Origin of the sequence: Mobiluncus porci (assembly GCF_009695935.1) — a bacterium.
In the GTDB taxonomy this organism is placed as follows: Bacteria; Actinomycetota; Actinomycetes; order Actinomycetales; family Actinomycetaceae; genus Mobiluncus; species Mobiluncus porci.
Genome location: NZ_VUMY01000001.1, coordinates 191,179 through 209,854, shown reverse-complemented (window position 1 = coordinate 209,854; position 18,676 = coordinate 191,179). Strand labels below are relative to the sequence as shown.

The window sequence follows — 18,676 nt, the reverse complement described above, 5'->3', positions numbered from 1 at the left end:
GATTAGAAATCCCACGCGACCACTCCACGTTTGAGGCTCAAGTTGAGCTGGCGAAAACGCTGGCTCAAATCGGTGGGGGCGACTTTGCGAAGCTGGTCAGAAAGGTCTATGACCTGGCGGACTGCGCGGACAAAGTCTCCCGCTCCCATGCCCCCGTTAAGCTCCAGGCAGTCACTCAACGGTTTACCTGCTGACCAAGCCACGAGCCCCATGGCTTCACCGGTCTCCAGGAGCTCATAGGGCTCGAGATAGTGGGCCTGTTGAAGATTTGTGAGGTCGAAGTTGATTCGCGCCATCTCCTCTAGGGCTCGAGCCAGTCGAGGCGAGGAGTTCGCGGGGATGAGGCGAGAGAGCCCTCCCCCTCGGTTTTCAGCCACACAAACCGAGAGTGCGCCGGCGAGTTCCGCGACGTTCAGCGGGTTGAAAATCCCGCGTTGCAGGCACTCCACCACGAGTAAATCCCGCTCACTATAGACCCCTTGTAGAGTCTCTCCGTTCGCCGTCAGGTGGTGGTTGGCATCAACGTAGTTGAGTTCTTGCAAAACCTCGACAGTGGAACGCAACTGGCGAGCGAGGCTCTTGGTGCGCATCTCGATGCGTTTACGGGTCTGGCTGGCCTGTTCTTCAGCTTTCAAGGCACGTCTGGCGTGGTTCAAATGGTCATCGCGCTCCGAACACGTGTAGCAGGGATGCGTTTTCATCCGCGCGCGAATTCGGTCTATTTTCTCGCGGTCTTTAGCGCGGTTTACGGGGGTGTTTTCTCCGGAATGTTTACGCTGTTTCGCCTGTTTTTCCGCCCGCGTCAGCGTCTGCATTTCTTCGACAAGTTCGAAGATATCCCCGCGGTGGCATTTGGCGGCCTCCCTCTCCTGGAGGCTCGTTTGTTCAAACTTGTTCAGGTTTGCCAGGAGCTTTTTTGAAGAACCCAGGGCTTCATATTGCGCAAACGACTTTTCCACTGTGCGCTGGGCGCCTTCGAAACTCGTCCTGGCGAGGAGATTTACCGCCATGTTGTAGTTCGGGGCAAAAGCCGAATGCAGCGGATAACTTCTTCCCGCTGCCAGACTTGAAAGCACTTGGGGTGGATTCTTCTGGTCCAGCAGCGTCAGGGCATAGCCATTGGTGTCTATCCCGCGCCTTCCCGCCCGACCGGTGAGCTGGGTGTATTCCCCGGGAGTGAGATTTACTCGATCCGAGCCGTTGAACTTGTTCAATGACTCCAAAACCACGGTTCGCGCCGGCATATTGATTCCCAAGGCCAAAGTCTCGGTGGCGAATACCAGGCGAATGAGACCGGAAGCAAAAAGTCCCTCCACGATTTGTTTTTGAATCGGCAACAAGCCGGCATGATGGGAAGCCACCCCTGCTGCCAATGTTTCTTCCCAGTCGAAAACATTAATCGCCGAAAGATCGGCGGGATTGAAGCCCGAAAGCGAGGTCTCCACCCGCTCGCGAATCAAGTCGGCCTCCTCGTCGGTAGTGAGTCGAATCCCATCCCGTACCAGTTCCGCGGCTGCCGCGTCACAGCCGACTCGGGAAAAAATAAACTCAATCGCGGGAAGTAGCCCCTGTTTTTCGAGATTACGGGCAATCTGGGGTCGGTTGGCGCGGCGGCGTCGCGGCATCCTTCCCCGTCTGGGAATCAACAAGTGTGCCGCCTCCGCCAGCAGCGCCCGATTGATATTCCCTCCTACCTTGCCTTCCTCAAACAGGGGAAAAATCTCGCCGTTAGTTGTCACCATGAAATGTTCTAGGGGAACCGGACGGGTATCCGTGGCCACCACAACGGTTTCACCGCGCAGAGTGGACAACCAGTCCGCGAACTGGCGCGAATTCGACACCGTGGCTGACAGGGAAATCAGCCGCACGCTCGGGTCGAGGTGAATGATAATTTCTTCCCACACCGGGCCGCGGAAATGATCTGACAGGTAGTGGACCTCATCCATGACCACAAAGCCGAGCCGCAAGAGATCCGATCCGGCATAGATCATGTTGCGCAGGACTTCTGTCGTCATCACCACAATGTCGGCGTCCCCATTGATGACCGTGTCTCCGGTGAGAAGACCCACCTCATCCACCCCGAAACGCTCCTGGAGTTCTTGAAATTTTTGGTTGGAGAGCGCCTTAATCGGGGTGGTGTAGAACAGGCGGAGTCCTTGACGCAAAGCCAAAAAAATCCCGTACAGGCCCACGATGGTTTTACCCGCGGAGGTCGGAGCCGTCACCAAAACATCTTTTCCGGAATCTAGAACCTGGCAGCCCTGGATTTGGAAATCATCAAGAGGAAAGTCGAACAAGCCCTGGAATTCCTCTAGTTCTGGGGAAATCTGGCGAGCCTTGAAAGCGCGATATTTTCCGGCGGGAGATTCCGGATCAAGGGTGGCGAGTTTGGTTTCTTGGCGTTTTTGTTCGCGGTGACGCTTGCGTTTCGGGCTCATCGGGGCAGTTCCACCAAGCCGTAATCGGCCCAGCGTCCCTGGGCTCGCTCCAGTCGTTTTTCCCTGTTGAGGCGGCGTTGCAGTTTCACGTCTTGATGTGCGACGCGGGCGGAAGTCAGCGTGGACGGGTCACCGGTAGGACCTGGGGCGCGGGGAGGCCTCGGCTCGGAAATGGTTTCGCTCGATTCGGGGAACTCAATCGCGCTCACGGCACGGTACAGGGCGCGCCCTTTGAAGAAAAGCCAAATCAGAGTGAGAACGAGCATCGCCACGGCGAAAATTGCCAAGCAAAGCCACACGATTCCAAGCCAAGTCATAGTTCCATCATACTTGATAGTTCGCCAGCGCGCGTTTAGCGATTTCTTGAAGTTTCTCGGTCATCTCGGGGAAGGCTTTGCTGTCGCAGAAAGCACGGAGGTCTTTCCCAAAAGACAGCAAAGTGCGGGTCAACCATTTGTCATCATAGGCGCTCAACTCGACGGTCAAATCCCCGTTCTTCTCGCGTTTCAAGACGCGGGCCTCGCGAATCTGGTCGACTTGTGGCAGGGCTTCGGACCCGAGGCGCACTGTCACCGGCGTGGGCTTATGAGCGCTTTTCCGAGGTCGCGCGGCGGGAATAGATTCTTCTAGGAGACGAATCTTATTCATCCGCTCCAGGCGAAATAACCGCCACGGATAGGAACGGACTTTTTGCTTGATACCCTGAAGATAAATCTGGTCCTTGATAGCAAGAATCGCCACCGGAGCGGCTCTATCCAGCTTCTTTTCATCCGCAGCATTGGTGTATTCCATCTCAATCAGGTGCTTCGACTCGATGGCATCCCACAGTTTCTCCAATTTGGCGCCATCCTCCGCGCTGATGGTGTCAACTCCCAGCGGAACCAAGGTGAGACCCGGGCTTTGTAAAATGATGGTGGCAACCTTGTTCTCCACCGCAGTAATCGCCTCCCGGTGCGTGGGTACATACCGAGACAGGGCTTCGAGGCCGAGGAACAAATTGATTGCATCCGCAGGGAGGATAGCCGGTAACTTAATCCAATCCGGAGTCTCGCCGGCGTGATAGATAAGACTGTGATCCGGACCGACAAACCCAACTTGGAGGCTGTACTCGACCTCAAACTCATCGGCGGTAAGTAGGGATAGTCGCGTCACCAGGTCTCGGACCTCGGCTTCTTCCCAACCGAAGTGTTTGGTGACCGCGGAGACTTCTACCGGCTGGTCGCTGGCTCTATCGACCAGGAATTGTGCCAAGGTGCGCATCTTCTGTGCCATCAGAAAAGCGTTATCTTTAGAGATTTTTGATGGTTTTCTTTCCTTAGGGGTCCCTCCCGTTTTCTTTCCGCGAGGGGCAGGGGCGGGCTGCAGTTTACTGAGTTGAGAGGCTTCGGCGATGATTTTGTCGCGGAACCATGCGGGTGACACTACTGTGGCATCAGCCAAAAACTCTTTCAATAGCGCCACCCAGTCATAGAAACCGGCATTTTCAACTTTGAAAAGCTCCCAATCTTTGGGAACATGAGCCGTAACTTCAGCAGACAACTCAGAGAATTCGGAGGCGGAAACGGGCTGGGCGCGGTGCCGCAGTTCGTGGGCGGCATTCGGGGCCAACGCAAACAGGAGTGGTTCGTGGAGTGGAGAATCCAAATCTATGGGAGGAATCGGATTCGGAACGGTAAATGAAACGTCTTCATTAATCGTTACCTCGCTTTCAAAGCGAGACAGATGTAAGGTGCGAAATTTACCGGAGTATTCATTCGGATAATGCCCTTGCACATAGAAATACCCGTTGTGGAAATATAGTTTCCACGGTTCAATAACTAGGTCTTTAGTGAATGTTCCTTTCATATTTCGATAATCGAAAGTGACAGGATTTCGCTGCATAATGGCTTTAAATAAAGTTTGTGCACTTCCTGGAATCCGGAGCTCCGTATCGAGGTCGATAATATCTTCCTTGCCGATATCAGACAGCCCCAGAATTTTTGTCAGCAGGATTGTGTGGTCGCCTTCCAAAAACCGCAGGCCTACCTCCAGCCAAGACGCTTCCGCGGCGGTAAAACGCACCGGCTCTTCGCTCATAAACTCAGGATTAATCTGATAGATGCCTTCTTGGCCAACTTCAGCTCGGTTGACAATAATCTTGGCGCCCTGATTAATGTTAGTGATATCACTCATCAAAGTCCCCGCCGGATCGGTCGGACCGACCAGGCTCTCATCCTCACTGGAAACAAAATCGGGATGGTAGCGTTGCAGTTGCGAGAGGATTTCACTGGTGGCGACGGGACGCTGGGCTTCACTCAAAAAACACAGGAGAAACAGTTGCCGCTCCCCCGGGAAAGCGGCTTTGGCCATCTCGCGAGTCAGGTTGGGAACGAATTCTTCATCGAAAGCATCAATCTCGTCCATGCTTTGATTATAGGGGCCAATTTCGGATATAAATGGTAAATGTGATGATTCGTAAAGCCCGCGTGATTGAGGTGCGCTACAGTTCGCCTCATCAATTGCTGGTTTGCGAAATAGTCGCGGCTCCCCCGCCCATTGGCGCTGAACCAGCCGTGAGTTTTCAGCCCGGGGATACCTGTCGAGCCATCTGCTATCCGGATTTGATCGGATACGCTGGAGTCGGTGACACGGTCCAGATTGAGGTGTCGCCGCTGGCCAAGAATCTCGGCACGGGCGGGGCCGCCATGGTTCTCGCCAATGAATCTCGGCTGCCCTTTGATGACCTCCCGAACCCGGGCCATCTCGTGAAAGCCCGCTACACCCCGTACCAGAAAATTGTCTTAGGGGCCGACGAGCCCGACAGTCCCTTCCATTCCGTATTGCAAGCGGCTGACAGCCTGCAGGGTTTACCGGTTTTAGTAGCTGATATCCATTCGGCGCTTCCCGCGATTGTGGCCGGATTCCTCCAGGGGCGTCCCGACGGGAAAATCGGCTATATCCAGACCGACGGCGGGGCTTTACCGCTGGCGTTCTCTAGAGTCGTGGCGGAGTTAAAAGCGGAGGGGCTGTTAGCGACCACAATCACCTGCGGGCAGTCTTTCGGCGGTGATTACGAGGCGGTGAGTCTCCCCTCGGCATTGCTTATCGCGGATTTAGTGGCGGATCTTGATGCGGTCGTAGTTACGCAAGGCCCGGGGAATCTCGGGACTGACACCCGCTGGGGCTTCTCCGGTATCGCCGGAGCGGAAGCCCTGCGGGTCGCGGCCGCTTTGCAAGGGCACCCCGTGGCAGTGCTAAGGATGTCCAGCGGGGATGCTCGCCCCCGCCACTACGGAATCTCCCACCACACTTTGACCATGCTGACCTGGATGGAACTTCCCCCAATTGACGTGGTAGAGCCGGTTTTCCAGGCGGATTGCCCCGTGGAGGGCCCCTTGGCGGATCCGGATAGTTCCTTCGCTCCCCTAGTGGCCTCCCAGATGAGCCTGCTCAGTGAGCACCACCGGATCTGTCCCGTCGAAACCGCGGGGCTCTATGGTGCCTTGGAGGATTTCCCGATTAAGTTCTCAACCATGGGACGCAGCCTTTCCGAGGATCCCGCGGCTTTCCTCGCCGCTGCGGTCGCCGGAAAATATGCCGCAGAGTTGTTGAATAAAGCCTAGCGCTTGAGAAAGGAGTCAATATGAGTGCAGGTAACGGCATGTCGGGCCCGACTCATCATCATGGATCTGACGCTACCCCCGCTCATCATACGGTGGTGCGCACGATTAAACACGATTTGAACGATCGACCATTCATCGTGATTTGGGAGGTGACACGTGCCTGTGCGCTGGCCTGTCGGCACTGTCGCGCCGAGGCCATGCACCATCCGGATCCGCGTCAGCTCACCCACGCCGAGAGCCTGGAGCTTTTGGATCAGTTGGCGTCCTATGAACCGCCGCGCCCGATGGTAGTTTTCACCGGAGGAGATCCCTTCGAGCGAGACGATTTAGTGGACCTGGTTCGTTACGGCACCGAGAAAGGACTGCATATTTCGCTGTCGCCTTCGGTGACGCCTAAGCTGCGTCCGGCGCTCTTGCAAGAACTGCACGAGGCTGGGGGACGGGCGATGAGTGTCAGCCTCGACGGCGCGACTCCGGAGCGCCACGATGCTTTCCGCGGTTTTTCCGGCACTTTCGAGGCCACTGTGCAGGCGGCGCAATGGATAAAAGAGGCCGGTTTCCGGCTGCAGATTAACACCACTTTGACCCGCGGGAATATCCGTGAAGCCCCGCAGATGTTGAAGAATGCCATCGATATGGGGGCGTTCATGTGGTACACCTTGATGCTGGTGCCTACGGGAAGAGGGGCGCAGCTGGAAATGCTGTCTCCCGAGGAGCGCGAAGACGTGCTGAATTGGTTGCACGATGAATCGGACCGGATCGCGATCAAAACCACTGAGGCTCCGCAATACCGTCGGATTGCGATCCAACGTCAACGTTTGCGTGAGGACGGCGTGGAGATTCCCGAGCAGGTGGCCCATCGCGGAGAGCTTTACGAGTTTTTGACCACCGAAACTAAGCGTCTGTTGGGTGGAGCGCCGGAAAATCCACGCCCACCGCGTCCTCCGCTCGCAGTGAATTCGGGGTCTGGATTCGCTTTTATCGACAACACCGGCGACGTCTACCCCAATGGTTTTCTGCCGATTCACTGTGGCAGCATCAAGGACACCCCGTTCGCCGAAATCTACCGCAATTCGGAGGTGTTTCAGCAGTTACGGAATCCGGATGGCTTTGAGGGAAAGTGCGGAGTCTGTGAATTCAATCGCATCTGTGGCGGATCTCGAGCCATCAGTTACGCCATCACGGGTGACTACCTGGCCTCCGATCCGACCTGCGCCTGGATTCCTCCGCAGTGGGCGCAGTGAATGGGATGTTCGTCCTTAGAGACGGCACGCTTTCAAGTCCGTTACTAGGATTCCACGCGCCCCAGCGGCATAGAGTTTATCCATAATCAGGTTCACGTCCTTAGCCTGAACCATGACGCGGACGGCCTTCCAAGATGATTCCGCCAGGTCGGAGATAGTGGGAGATTCAATCCCAGGAGTGATGGCCAACAGCGCGTCCAATTTCGCGGTGGGAGCGTTGTAGTCCATCAAGACATAGTTGCGCGCCACCATGACCCCTTGGAGACGGGCCACCAAGGTCGCGAGTTGCGGGTCATTGACGTGGGCTTCTTTGGTGATGAGAACGGCTTCGGATTGCATTAGGGGCTCCCCAAAGGTTTCAAGACCCGCCGCGCGCAAGGTGGATCCGGTCTCAACCACGTCAGCAATACAGTCCGCAACTCCGAGGCGGACCGAGGATTCCACCGCGCCATCCAGGTGAACGACTTGCGCCACTGAAATCTCTCGCTCGCCCAAAAACTTCTCTACCAGGAGATCGTAGGAGGTCGCGATGCGTTTTCCGGCGATGTCATTCAAGTCTTGGAACTGACCCTGGGGGCCGGCAAAACGGAAGGTGGAACGGGCGAAATCGAGTCCCAAATGTTCCACGGCCTCGACACCAGAGTCAATCAACAAATCCCTTCCGGTGATTCCACAAGCCACCACTCCGGATCCAACATAGACCGCAATGTCGCGGGGACGCAGGAAAAAGAATTCCACGTCATTCTGTTTGTCCAGCAACTGCAGTTCTCGTCCGTTGCGCCGCGCCTGATAGCCGGCTTCTTTCAACATTTGGACAGCGGGTTCAGACAGGGAACCTTTATTCGGCACGGCGATTCTAAGCATTTTTCTCCCTCAACTATGGGTTGTTAGATGGTGACTTCATTAATGGCTGGTGGTCTCAAAGTCGAAACTTCCAACTACATGTGCTGGTAGATGTCTTCTGGTTTGAGACCCTTTTTCACCATCATGACCTGGAGATGATAGATGAGTTGGGAAATCTCGATACAGGCCGCCTCGTCGGACTCAAACTCGCAGGCCATCCAGACTTCCGCGGCTTCTTCGACGATCTTTTTCCCGATAGTGTGGACTCCCCCATCGAGTTCCTTCACCGTGCCGGAACCTTCGGGACGCTCCTGGGCTCGCGACTGAATAATGTTGTAGAGCTGTTCAAAATCATTCACGCTTTAAGGCTATGCAAGCCCGCCCCAAAAACCAAAATCCCACCCTCTCCCTGATTCATTCCCACTCATTTCGGGGTTTGACATTTTATTTGCGACGCGGGTCGGCGGCGCCCGAGCGACGCGAGGCTGCCTCGGCCTCAGCCCAAGCCCGTTGAGCGGGAGTGAGACGCGTTCCGACGCGGGTTTTCACGCCTCCAGAAATCGTGACATCGAGATCCCCATCAACTCCCGAGCCAAGAATTCCGGTTCCTCGCCAGGCCTGGGTAATCGCAATCGCTAAAGCATCGGCCGCATCTGCCGGTTTCGGGGGTTTATCGAGACCGAGAATCCGCGCCACCATCGTCTCCACCTGGGCTTTCGAGGCTGCCCCGTTGCCGGACACGGCCGCCTTCACCTCGGAAGGGGTATGCACCGCCACGGGAAGACCTGCCCTGGCGGCCTCCACCATTGCGATTCCCATCGCTTGCATCGTGGTCGCCACCGATTGCCGATTTTCTTTCGCAAAAGGGCGCTCCAATGCGACTATCTCCGGAGAGAAACGTGCGATGACCTCGGCAATCCCGTCTGAAATCGTCAGCAATCTAAACTGGGTCGCCAACTCCGGGTCGGTTCGCACCACTCCGACATGAACCAGGCTCGCCCGCCTCGACGGGTCAACGTCAACGACCCCGACACCACACCTGGTGATGCCGGGGTCGATGCCTAGAACGCGCACGAGCCGGTATTACTCTTCGGCCTCATATTGCGCCACAACCTCATCAGAGGCGTCACCGTTCATATAGACGTTTTGGACATCATCGGCATCGTCCAAGGCATCGAACAAACGCATGACCTTGCGGTACCCCTCCAAATCCAAATCTACCTTCACCGAAGGCACAAACTGAGACTCTGCAGAGTCATAGTCGATGCCCGCATCTTGCAAAGCGGTACGAACCGCAACCAAATCCGTAGGCTCGGTTTCGATGATGAACATCTCGCCCGCGTCCTCGACTTCTTCGGCCCCCGCAGCCAAAACTGCTTCGAGAATCGCGTCCTCGTCCACCCCGTCAGCTTTCGGAACTTCAATCACGCCGCGGCGCGCAAACTGGTAAGACACGGAACCAGAATCGGCCATGTTCCCGCCGTTACGCGAAAAAATCGTGCGCACTTCGCTCACGGCGCGGTTCTTGTTATCGGTCAAACATTCGACGATGAATCCGACTCCCGCCGGGCCGTAACCTTCATAGGTGATGGACTGCCAGTCCGCCCCGCCACTTTCCGCGCCGGATCCGCGCTTGACCGCGCGATCGATGTTGTCGGCAGGAACCGAGGACTTTTTGGCTTTCTGAATGGCATCAAAGAGGGTCGGATTACCGGCCGGGTCTCCGCCACCAGTGCGCGCGGCGACTTCGATGTTCTTAATCAGGCGAGCAAACAGTTTGCCGCGCTTGGCATCAATCGCCGCCTTCTTGTGCTTGGTAGTGGCCCATTTAGAGTGACCCGACATAAATAATCTCCTTCAACAATTATTTCTCGCTATCTTCTCCATATTAATGTTCCCTCCCCGAATTCGCCTAACCGAAACCGCCTCGCGCAAACATCTCAACATTCCACAACGTTTACCGCAAGCCCTCCGAGGGAGGTTTCCTTGTATTTTGAGTTCATGTCGAGACCGGTTTGGAGCATGGTGGTAAGGACTTCATCAAAACTCACGTGGTGGGTTCCGTCTCCCCACATGCTGATTCTGGCGGCATCAATGGCGTGGACGGCAGCAATGGCGTTCCTTTCAATGCAGGGCACTTGCACCAATCCCCCAATCGGGTCGCAGGTCAGACCCAAGTGATGTTCCATCGCTATCTCGGCGGCATTCTCAATCTGGCGCGGAGTGGCTCCCAACGCGGCCGCTAATCCTCCGGCAGCCATGGAAGCTGCGGATCCGACTTCGCCTTGACACCCGACTTCCGCGCCGGCCACCGAGGCATTCGTCTTGATGATTCCCCCAATGGCTCCGGCCACTGTCAAGTAGTCACGCAAGGCGGGGCCGCACTTGTTTTCCACACTCGGACAAAACCAATTCAGGTAGCGTCCGACCGCCGCCACGACACCGGCCGAACCGTTGGTGGGGGCGCGCACGACCTGTCCCCCAGCCGCGTTCTCCTCGTTTACTGCCAGCGCCCAGAGATTCACCCAGTCCATGGCGCGCATGGGATCTTGCGCGAAAGACCGCCAAATCGCCGGCGTCCCGGGTTGGCCGTCGCGTTCGCTCAAGTGGGTGAAGAGTTTGTGGGCGCGGCGGGGAATTCCCAATCCTCCGGGCAAAGTGGCCAGGTCTGAGTGGCAACCGCGGTCGATGCAGGCACTCATTTTGGAGTTGAGGTTTTCCAGCTCACGCTCGATTTGTTCCAGGCGCCTCGAAGTCAATTCGTTTTCAGTCACGATTCGCGCCAAGCTCTTGTGGGCGTCCTCCGCTGCGGCCACGAGTTCACTCATGGAAGAGTAGGGGTGAGGTAAGTCCTTCAGGTCTCCGATTTCATCAAGTCGGGTCAACTCTCCGGCGTCACCCTCCACTTGAGAATCGCGGGCTACGAAACCTCCGCCGGTGGAATAGTAGCGGGTTTCGAATACTGGATTGGAACCTGAAAAGGCCCGCAAAACCAGGGAATTATTGTGGTAGGGCGCGATGGTAGCGGGAGCGAAGATGAGATCGCGCTCATAGATAAAATCAATCCCGACTCGACCCGGGAGAAGCAGGGTGCCTGCGGGATTTACTGAATCCAGCAGGCGCGGCATCACGTCTGAGTCGATGGTGTCCGGCACATAGCCGCACAATCCGGCCAGTACTGCTCCATGCGAGAGGTGTCCGCGTCCGGTGGCACCGAGCGAACCTTGCAAAACGACTTGCAACCGGTCGAATTTGAGTCCGGTCTCCCCCAGTCGAGCCACGAAATCAGCCGCGGCTCGCATCGGCCCAACAGTATGGGAAGCAGAAGGCCCAACCCCCACTTGAATCACATCAAAAATCGACACCATAGTCTTTGTCATACGTGAATTTAACCACAATTGTTAGAGTTGAGCACTATCGATTAAAGAACTTGTAAAAACTATTGAAAAATGATACACTTAATTCGTGTAATACGACATTGGGTACAAGACATAGGAGTCTACCATGAAACTCAGTTCTTTAGTAAAATTTGCATATTCGGCCGTAATAATCTTTGCCCTATTTGTTATAGGAGCGTTTGTGTATAGCCAATCTTCCTTACGAGCCGCAATTGCAGACAATATTGCAGAAACACGGCAAACAGAACAAGCATCACGGGTTAGTACCGCATCGGCAAACTTAACGAACTATGTTCAAGAATACGTTGTTACATTAGACCAGAAGTGGCTCCAGAAGTATTGGGATGAAGTCGATGCTGGAAATAAAGCTGACGCGATAAAACAATTGAAAGAAATGAATGTTCCGCAAGAAGAACTCGACCTTGTGAATGAAGGTATTGCCAATTCTGATAATTTAGTGAATCTTGAAACTCGCTCCCAACGTCTCATCTTGGATTCTTTAGGAACCCCAACCGAAAACATGCCCCAGGCGGTAGCGGCGTGGAAAGTAAGTCCCGAAGACGCCGCTCTCACTCCAGAAGCCAAACAGTCCTTGGCTCGTGAATTAATTTTCGGAGATCTCTACAACGAAGAAGTCGCGAAAATTATGACTCCGATAGATGAATCTAATACCAAAATGGTAAACCGACTCAACGCACAAATAGCCTCCAGCAACGCCAGTTTAACAGCCTCTCTGTGGGTGCTTTCCATAGTGGCGATTCTCCTTACGGTTTTGTCGATGTCGCTTTTAGCTGTGTTCAACCGGACAACAGCCAGACCCATACAACAATACAGAACAATTCTGGAATCCACAGACCCGAAAGATTTGACGGTTCAGTTGCGCGCCATGGGTGTAGTGGAAACAAAGGATTTAGCGAATGTGATAAATTCCAAAAACAGAAGTATTGGTGAGCTTATCGGTACGATTATGAACTCTGCCGGAATTCTTAATCACGAAACCACATCGATTGAGGGTTCAGCAAACCACATGGACACTTCCACCCAACAATCCGCAGCCAAGGCAGAGCAAACCGCCCAGAGCGCTGCCGAAGTATCAGCTTCAATCGCCACTGTGGCGGCTGCCTCTGAGGAAATGGGAGCTTCAATTCGAGAGATTTCTTCCAACGCCACCCATGCAGCGGAGGTGGCTAATGATGCCATGAAGGTAGCGGAACGTACCACAGATATTGTTGCTAAACTCTCCGAGTCTTCGAAACGCATCGGGGAAGTGATTGCCTCCATCACCCAGATTGCAGAGCAGACGAACCTTCTCGCATTGAATGCTACTATCGAGGCTGCTCGCGCTGGAGAAGCTGGTAAGGGTTTTGCTGTGGTGGCGGGGGAAGTCAAGGATCTCGCGGCCCAGACGGGAACTGCGACCTCCGATATTTCTGCGCGCGTTATTTCCATTCAGGAAGATACCGCCGCCGCGGAACAGGCTCTGAGCGAGATTACCGACGTCATAAACCGAATCAATGAAACCCAGACGGTGATTGCGGCCGCGGTGGAAGAACAGACTGCTACCGTGAATGAGATTTCTCATTCGGTTCAGTCGGCTGCGGAAGGCTCACAGGAGATTGCTGGAGCGGTTGGTGAAATCGCTAACGCGGCTGGGGATAACTCAACCGAGATTCACTCGGTGGTCAACAGCCTCAAGACGGTGGTGGATATCAGCGACAAACTCGCGGTTGCGGTTTCCGGATTTACCGTAGACCCTTCGAGGGATGCTGAAAGCGGGATGGACACGACATCGACTAACGGCTGAGATTCCTCTAAGCGACCGGGGTCGGCGCGAGTAATCGGTACATTTCTAACGTTTCCCGACGGTGCCTTCGGAGATTTCCAAAGTGACTCCGTCCCAGCCGGTGAGCCACTGGCGAACCAAGGAGACGAAATCGAGCGGGTAAACTACGGTTCCCCGCTCGATTTCTGTTTCAAGTTCACCCAAATCCCACCATTTAAGCTCATCGAGAACCTGTTGTTCCACGGCAGTCACGTGGGTTCGGTTGAAAGTCGGGGTCTCCTCAAGGCGCACGAAAAAGAACTCCTCGTCTTGCCGACAGGTCAGCTCGTGGAAGTCGAAGGTAGCGTGGCGACGTAACACCGGACCGATTAGAGCCTCCGGGTCGAGCCGGTAGCCGGTTTCTTCAAAGAACTCCCGCACCGCGCCTTCGCGGGCACTCTCCCCCTCCTCGAGCCCGCCTCCGACCGTGAACCACCACCAGTGGTCGGTGTCGGAGAAATCGTGTCCGCGCAGCAAGAGTGCCTCCCCGCGCGCGTTCACCGCCACCACCCGCGCCGCTTGGCGATGATAGTAACCCTCCTCGTCACGCGGCCACTCGCGCGCAAAGTAGTCCTTCACGGATTGTTCAGCGGGGTTCCGTTCGCTACCAGGGGCAGCCTCGGTCGGTTCTGTCATCTTTATCCCCGGTTCGATTCTGCAACCATGCGGAGAAAATACTCGTGAACCCGCCGGTCACCCGTTACTTCCGGATGGAAAGAGGTGGCCAGCAGCGGGCCTTGACGCACGGCCACAACCGCGGGTTCCGACTCTGGAGTTTGTTGCCAAGTCGACAAAACCTCTACGCCGGAGCCGACTGACTCCACCCAGGGTGCGCGAATGAACACTGCCGGAAGTGGGGTGTCTCCCCCAAAAGCTCCCGCGTCAACAAAACTCTGCGCGGAGTCAACCTGTCTCCCAAAAGCGTTGCGTCGCACCGTCACATCGAGGCCACCCAGAGTCTCCTGGTCAGCAATCCCGTCCACAATCCGATCTGCGAGCATAATCATTCCCGCGCACGACCCGTAGATAGCTCGACCAGAATGCACAAAGGCCTTCAAATCGTCAAACAGGTCAAAAGCGTGGGCCAGCTTATTCATGGTGGTGGACTCCCCGCCGGGGATAATCAACCCGTCGAGTCCCTGAAGGTGCGCACTGACCTTTACTTCCACTGGTTTTGCCCCGAGTTCGCTGAGGACTCGCGCGTGTTCAATCACGGAGCCCTGCAAAGCGAGAACCCCGATGTGTAGAAGTTGGTTTGTCAAAGAGCCGCCGTCCTTGTTACCAGCCACCGTTACCAGCCGCGCTGGGCGAGGCGATCGGAGTCAGGAATGTCATGGACGTTAATGCCCACCATGGCTTCACCCAAGGAACGTGACACTTCCGCGATAACCTCTGGCTCATTGAATCGCGCGGTGGCCTTCACGATAGCCGCAGCGCGTTTCGCCGGATCGCCGGATTTGAAAATACCGGAGCCCACGAAAACGCCCTCGGAGCCCATCTGCATCATGAGCGCGGCATCAGCCGGAGTAGCAATCCCGCCAGCGGTAAACAGCACGACCGGTAGCTTGCCCGTTTCCGCCACCTCTTTAACGAGCGGATACGGCGCCTGTAGCTCCTTGGCGGCACCAAACAGCTCGTCGGGACGCATGGAGGTAAGACGGCGAATCTGGGCGTTCATCGTCCGCATGTGGGTCACAGCGTTCGAAACGTCACCGGTGCCGGCCTCGCCCTTGGAACGAATCATGGCCGCGCCTTCGCTGATGCGACGCAGCGCCTCCCCGAGGTTCGTCGCCCCGCAAACGAAGGGCACGGTGAAATCCCACTTGTTGATGTGGTTTTCATAGTCGGCCGGAGTCAAAACCTCGGACTCGTCAATGTAATCCACGCCTAGGCTTTGCAAGACCTGGGCTTCCACAAAGTGGCCGATACGTGCCTTCGCCATCACCGGAATGGAGACTGCGTTAATAATGCCGTCAATCAAATCCGGGTCGCTCATCCGCGCCACGCCCCCCTCAGCGCGAATATCCGCCGGGACACGCTCTAGAGCCATCACTGCCACCGCTCCCGCATCTTCGGCAATCTTGGCCTGGTCAGGGGTGACCACATCCATAATGACGCCACCTTTTAGCATCTGGGCCATGCCCCGCTTCACGAGGTCGGTGCCGGTTTCGGTTTGAGCTGAATTATTTTCCGTCATTTTCTTCTGTATCCTTCTAGTATTTCTAGCGGCGTGGTCGCTTCTTACTGACCTATCTTAACGCGAGCTTCATAACCTTCGAAACCTTTGGCGAGAATCTCTCGCGTTTGGCTCAAGAGCTCCGGCACCGCCTTGGTTTTAGCGACAATGGGGAAGAAATTCGCGTCGCCTTTCCAGCGCGGCACAATGTGCTGGTGGAGGTGGGCAGCAATCCCCGCGCCCGCCACCGCGCCCTGATTCATGCCGAGGTTGAAACCGTGGGGGGATTTCACGGCGCGAATCACTTCCATCGTGTGCGCGGAGATTTCTCCGAACTCTATGCGCTCCTCAAAGGTCAAATCCGTATAGTCGGGAATGTGACGATACGGCAGAACCAGCACGTGCCCGGGATTGTACGGGAAGAGGTTCATGATCACGAAGCAAAACTTTCCGCGATAGACGATGAGCGCCTCCTCGTCGGTTTTCTTCGGATCCTCGCAAAATGGGCAGGCCTCCTCGTCGCGGCGTGGACCGTTATCGATGTAGACCATCCGATGCGGGGTCCACAGCCGTTCCATCCCGTCCGGATCGTCGCCGAATTCGTGACTGGTTTCCATGTCAGTTGTTCTTTCTGGAGCGAATTGTTTCGGTGATTTCCGCAATCGCGTCCGCAATCTTGACGCCGTTCTTCTGTTCCCCGCCGCGGTAACGGAAGGAAACTGCGCCGGCTTCCGCATCTTCTCCCCCCGCAATCAGGGTGAAAGGAATCTTGTCCTTGGCAGCATTGCGAATCTTCTTCCCGAAGCGGTCGTCACTTTCATCAACTTCTACGCGCACGCCCTCGGCCTTCAACTTCGCCGCGACATCCTCGCAGTACTCATTAAAAGCCTCCGCAACCGGAACCAAGCGAACCTGCACGGGAGCGAGCCAGGCGGGGAAAGCCCCGGCGTAGTGTTCGGTCAAAACCCCGAAGAAGCGCTCAATGGAGCCGAACAAGGCGCGGTGAATCATCACCGGGCGCTGACGCGTGCCGTCGGCGGCGGTGTATTCGAGATCAAAGCGCTCCGGCAGGTTGAAATCGAGCTGAATCGTGGACATCTGCCAGGTCCGGCCAATCGCGTCACGAGCCTGGACGGAGATCTTTGGCCCATAGAAAGCCGCGCCTTCCGGATCGGGGCGCAGCTCCAGGCCGGAAGCCTCGGCAACCTCTTGCAAAGTCCGGGTAGCTTCTTCCCACACCTCATCGGAACCCACAAACTTCTTGGGGTCTTTGGTAGAAAGCTCCAGATAGAAGTCATCAAGACCGTAGTCTTTCAACAAATCCAAAACGAAAGTCAAGAGCTTGGTGAGCTCGTCTTTCATCTGGTCTCGGGTGCAGTAAATATGGGAATCATCCTGGGTAAAACCGCGCCCGCGGGTGAGCCCATGAACCACGCCGGATTTTTCGTAACGATAAACCGTCCCGAACTCGAACAGTCGCAGCGGCAGCTCGCGGTAGGAACGGGAACGCGACTTGAAAATCAAGTTGTGCATCGGGCAGTTCATCGGCTTCAGGTAGTAATCGAAGCCTTCCTTGGTGACGTTACCAGCCTCGTCTTTTTCCTCGTCAACGCGCATCGGCGGGTACATCCCATCCTTGTACCACTCCAAGTGTCCTGAAATCTCAAACAAATGTCCCTTGGTGATGTGGGGGGTGTAGACGAAAGAATAGCCTTCCTCAATGTGGCGCTGGCGAGAATAATTCTCCATCTCCATACGCACGATTGCCCCGTTCGGGTGGAACATGGCCAAGCCGGAACCGACTTCTTCGGGGAAACTGAACAGGTCAAGTTCGGTCCCGAGACGACGATGGTCGCGCTTCTCGGCTTCCTCCAGGCGGGTCACATAAGTTTTCAGGTCTTCTTTTGTCGCCCAAGCAGTGCCGTAAATCCGCTGGAGGGAGTCGTTTTTCTGGTCGCCGCGCCAGTAGGCGGCAGAGGCCTTCATCAACTTGAAAACGCCGTTCAACAAGCGAGTCGAAGGAATGTGGGGTCCGCGGCAGAGATCCTTCCACGCGGTTTCGCCGTTTTTGCGAACATTGTCGTAGATGGTCAGTTCATTGCCGCCGACCTCAACGGAAGCGCCGGCAGCGGCCTGGTCATTGTCCTCATCCGTGCCGCCTTTGAGTCCAATAAGTTCCAGCTTGTAAGGTTGGTCAGCAAGTTCTTTCGCGGCCTCCTCGTCGCTCACCACGCGGCGAACGAACTTCTGGTCCTCTTTACAGATGCGGGCCATGAACTTTTCGATTTCTTTCAAGTCCTCGGGCGTGAAAGGCTCATCAACCCCGAAATCATAGTAGAAACCGTTTTCAATGAACGGCCCGATGCCGTACTTCACGTTCGGACGAACCTGCTTCACGGCTTGGGCCATGACGTGGGTGGCGGAGTGGCGCAGGATGTTCAGTCCCATCTCGGAGTCGATGGTGATGGCCTCCACTTGGTCGCCGTCGTGCAGTTCACGATACAAGTCGCGGGCTTCGCCGTTGATGAAGTAGGCAATGACTTCCTTGCGGTCTCGGTAGAGGTCTTCTCCGGTGATGTTTTCGTCGATGGTGGTTTCTTTGCCATCAAGCAAAACTTTGATGCTCACTATGCGCCTTTCGATAAGAGTTTTTTCTCCGTCTATCTTACTCGTTTGCGCGATGAGTGTTTTTATGTGTAAGATATTCGAGCTGGTTTTGTTCCGGCGAAAACGCGGATGTGGCTCAGTTGGTAGAGCATCACCTTGCCAAGGTGAGGGTCGCGGGTTCGAGTCCCGTCATCCGCTCGGAGAGAACATCGGGGCTGCTATCCGGTGCTTTTCTTTTACTTTGGTGGGTTGGCCGAGTGGCTAGGCAGCGGCCTGCAAAGCCGTATACACCGGTTCGAATCCGGTACCCACTTCGAAGGGCGGTTGGCGCAGCTGGTTAGCGCGTTTCCTTGACACGGAAGAGGTCGCAGGTTCGAGTCCTGTATCGCCCACTGGCCGGCAGCAGCGAAGCCGCATGAGCCGGCCAGTGACTGGCGGAGCCGATTAAGCGACGGCAACGATTTGCCGTCGCCGGCGGAGCACCTCAGAAAAAATCGGAAGGTCGGCGTTTTCCGAGACCAAGAAAGTGGTGCGCAATTTTTACGA

16 protein-coding genes and 3 tRNA genes are annotated in these 18,676 nt (G+C 55.8%); 6 read left to right on the top strand and 13 right to left on the bottom strand.

Going from position 1 to position 18,676, the window contains the following annotated elements:
- Positions 1-2: 2 nt before the first annotated feature.
- The 3 genes from FYJ63_RS00960 to FYJ63_RS00950 are packed head-to-tail and all read right to left on the bottom strand — an operon-like array spanning position 3 to position 4,841.
- Positions 3-2,438: a DEAD/DEAH box helicase gene (locus FYJ63_RS00960; protein WP_154542864.1), complete on the bottom strand. Its 2,436-nt coding sequence runs from the start codon at positions 2,436-2,438 to the stop codon at positions 3-5.
- On the bottom strand, positions 2,435-2,755 hold the full coding sequence (locus tag FYJ63_RS00955) for a hypothetical protein (protein ID WP_154542862.1): 321 nt from the start codon (positions 2,753-2,755) through the stop codon (positions 2,435-2,437). Before FYJ63_RS00955 ends, FYJ63_RS00960 begins: the two co-directional genes overlap by 4 nt.
- A gap of 7 nt (positions 2,756-2,762) precedes the next feature.
- Positions 2,763-4,841, bottom strand: a complete 2,079-nt coding sequence (locus FYJ63_RS00950) for a helix-turn-helix transcriptional regulator (RefSeq protein ID WP_154542860.1) — start codon at positions 4,839-4,841, stop codon at positions 2,763-2,765.
- A 32-nt stretch (positions 4,842-4,873) separates the two neighbouring features.
- On the opposite strand from FYJ63_RS00950, the gene FYJ63_RS00945 reads away from it, so the two are divergent.
- Together FYJ63_RS00945 and FYJ63_RS00940 are read left to right on the top strand one after the other, a co-directional pair.
- Entirely contained in the window at positions 4,874-6,040 is a 1,167-nt protein-coding gene (locus FYJ63_RS00945; protein WP_154542858.1) for a DUF3866 family protein, read from the top strand.
- 20 nt (positions 6,041-6,060) lie between these two features.
- Entirely contained in the window at positions 6,061-7,284 is a 1,224-nt protein-coding gene (locus tag FYJ63_RS00940; protein WP_154542856.1) for a TIGR04053 family radical SAM/SPASM domain-containing protein, read from the top strand.
- A gap of 15 nt (positions 7,285-7,299) precedes the next feature.
- On the opposite strand, the gene hisG is transcribed toward FYJ63_RS00940, so the two are convergent.
- The 5 genes from hisG to FYJ63_RS00915 form a co-directional block, all read right to left on the bottom strand.
- Positions 7,300-8,148, bottom strand: a complete 849-nt coding sequence (gene hisG / locus FYJ63_RS00935) for an ATP phosphoribosyltransferase (RefSeq protein WP_154542854.1) — start codon at positions 8,146-8,148, stop codon at positions 7,300-7,302.
- 74 nt (positions 8,149-8,222) lie between these two features.
- Entirely contained in the window at positions 8,223-8,486 is a 264-nt protein-coding gene (locus tag FYJ63_RS00930; protein WP_277027319.1) for a phosphoribosyl-ATP diphosphatase, read from the bottom strand.
- A gap of 85 nt (positions 8,487-8,571) precedes the next feature.
- Entirely contained in the window at positions 8,572-9,201 is a 630-nt protein-coding gene (gene ruvC, locus FYJ63_RS00925) for a crossover junction endodeoxyribonuclease RuvC (protein ID WP_277027320.1), read from the bottom strand.
- A gap of 9 nt (positions 9,202-9,210) precedes the next feature.
- A complete protein-coding gene (locus tag FYJ63_RS00920; RefSeq protein WP_154542851.1) occupies positions 9,211-9,972 on the bottom strand; it encodes a YebC/PmpR family DNA-binding transcriptional regulator in 762 nt (253 codons plus the stop codon).
- 95 nt (positions 9,973-10,067) lie between these two features.
- On the bottom strand, positions 10,068-11,507 hold the full coding sequence (locus tag FYJ63_RS00915) for an L-serine ammonia-lyase (RefSeq protein ID WP_154542849.1): 1,440 nt from the start codon (positions 11,505-11,507) through the stop codon (positions 10,068-10,070).
- 412 nt (positions 11,508-11,919) lie between these two features.
- Between FYJ63_RS00915 and FYJ63_RS00910 the strand changes: the two genes are divergently transcribed.
- Positions 11,920-13,329 carry a methyl-accepting chemotaxis protein gene (locus tag FYJ63_RS00910; protein ID WP_154542847.1) on the top strand — a complete coding sequence of 470 codons (1,410 nt, stop codon included), beginning with the start codon at positions 11,920-11,922 and terminating at the stop codon, positions 13,327-13,329.
- Between the two features lie 45 nt (positions 13,330-13,374).
- Here the strand turns inward: FYJ63_RS00910 and FYJ63_RS00905 are convergent, their stop codons facing one another.
- The 5 genes from FYJ63_RS00905 to thrS are packed head-to-tail and all read right to left on the bottom strand — an operon-like array spanning position 13,375 to position 18,151.
- Positions 13,375-13,983, bottom strand: a complete 609-nt coding sequence (locus FYJ63_RS00905) for an NUDIX hydrolase (RefSeq protein ID WP_154542845.1) — start codon at positions 13,981-13,983, stop codon at positions 13,375-13,377.
- Between the two features lie 2 nt (positions 13,984-13,985).
- The gene (pdxT, locus tag FYJ63_RS00900) at positions 13,986-14,609 is read right to left on the bottom strand and encodes a pyridoxal 5'-phosphate synthase glutaminase subunit PdxT (RefSeq protein WP_154542843.1); all 624 of its coding nucleotides are present in this window, start codon (positions 14,607-14,609) and stop codon (positions 13,986-13,988) included.
- Positions 14,610-14,638: 29 nt separating this feature from the next.
- The gene (pdxS, locus tag FYJ63_RS00895) at positions 14,639-15,544 is read right to left on the bottom strand and encodes a pyridoxal 5'-phosphate synthase lyase subunit PdxS (RefSeq protein ID WP_154542841.1); all 906 of its coding nucleotides are present in this window, start codon (positions 15,542-15,544) and stop codon (positions 14,639-14,641) included.
- 44 nt (positions 15,545-15,588) lie between these two features.
- Positions 15,589-16,140: an HIT family protein gene (locus tag FYJ63_RS00890; protein WP_154542839.1), complete on the bottom strand. Its 552-nt coding sequence runs from the start codon at positions 16,138-16,140 to the stop codon at positions 15,589-15,591.
- Between the two features lies 1 nt (position 16,141).
- Positions 16,142-18,151, bottom strand: a complete 2,010-nt coding sequence (thrS, locus tag FYJ63_RS00885) for a threonine--tRNA ligase (protein WP_338106774.1) — start codon at positions 18,149-18,151, stop codon at positions 16,142-16,144.
- Positions 18,152-18,255: 104 nt separating this feature from the next.
- Between thrS and FYJ63_RS00880 the strand changes: the two genes are divergently transcribed.
- The 3 genes from FYJ63_RS00880 (at position 18,256) to FYJ63_RS00870 (ending at position 18,522) form a co-directional block, all read left to right on the top strand.
- Positions 18,256-18,328: transfer RNA gene (locus FYJ63_RS00880), tRNA-Gly, on the top strand.
- A gap of 45 nt (positions 18,329-18,373) precedes the next feature.
- Positions 18,374-18,444: transfer RNA gene (locus FYJ63_RS00875), tRNA-Cys, on the top strand.
- A gap of 4 nt (positions 18,445-18,448) precedes the next feature.
- Positions 18,449-18,522, top strand: a tRNA-Val gene (locus FYJ63_RS00870).
- Positions 18,523-18,676: the final 154 nt, after the last annotated feature.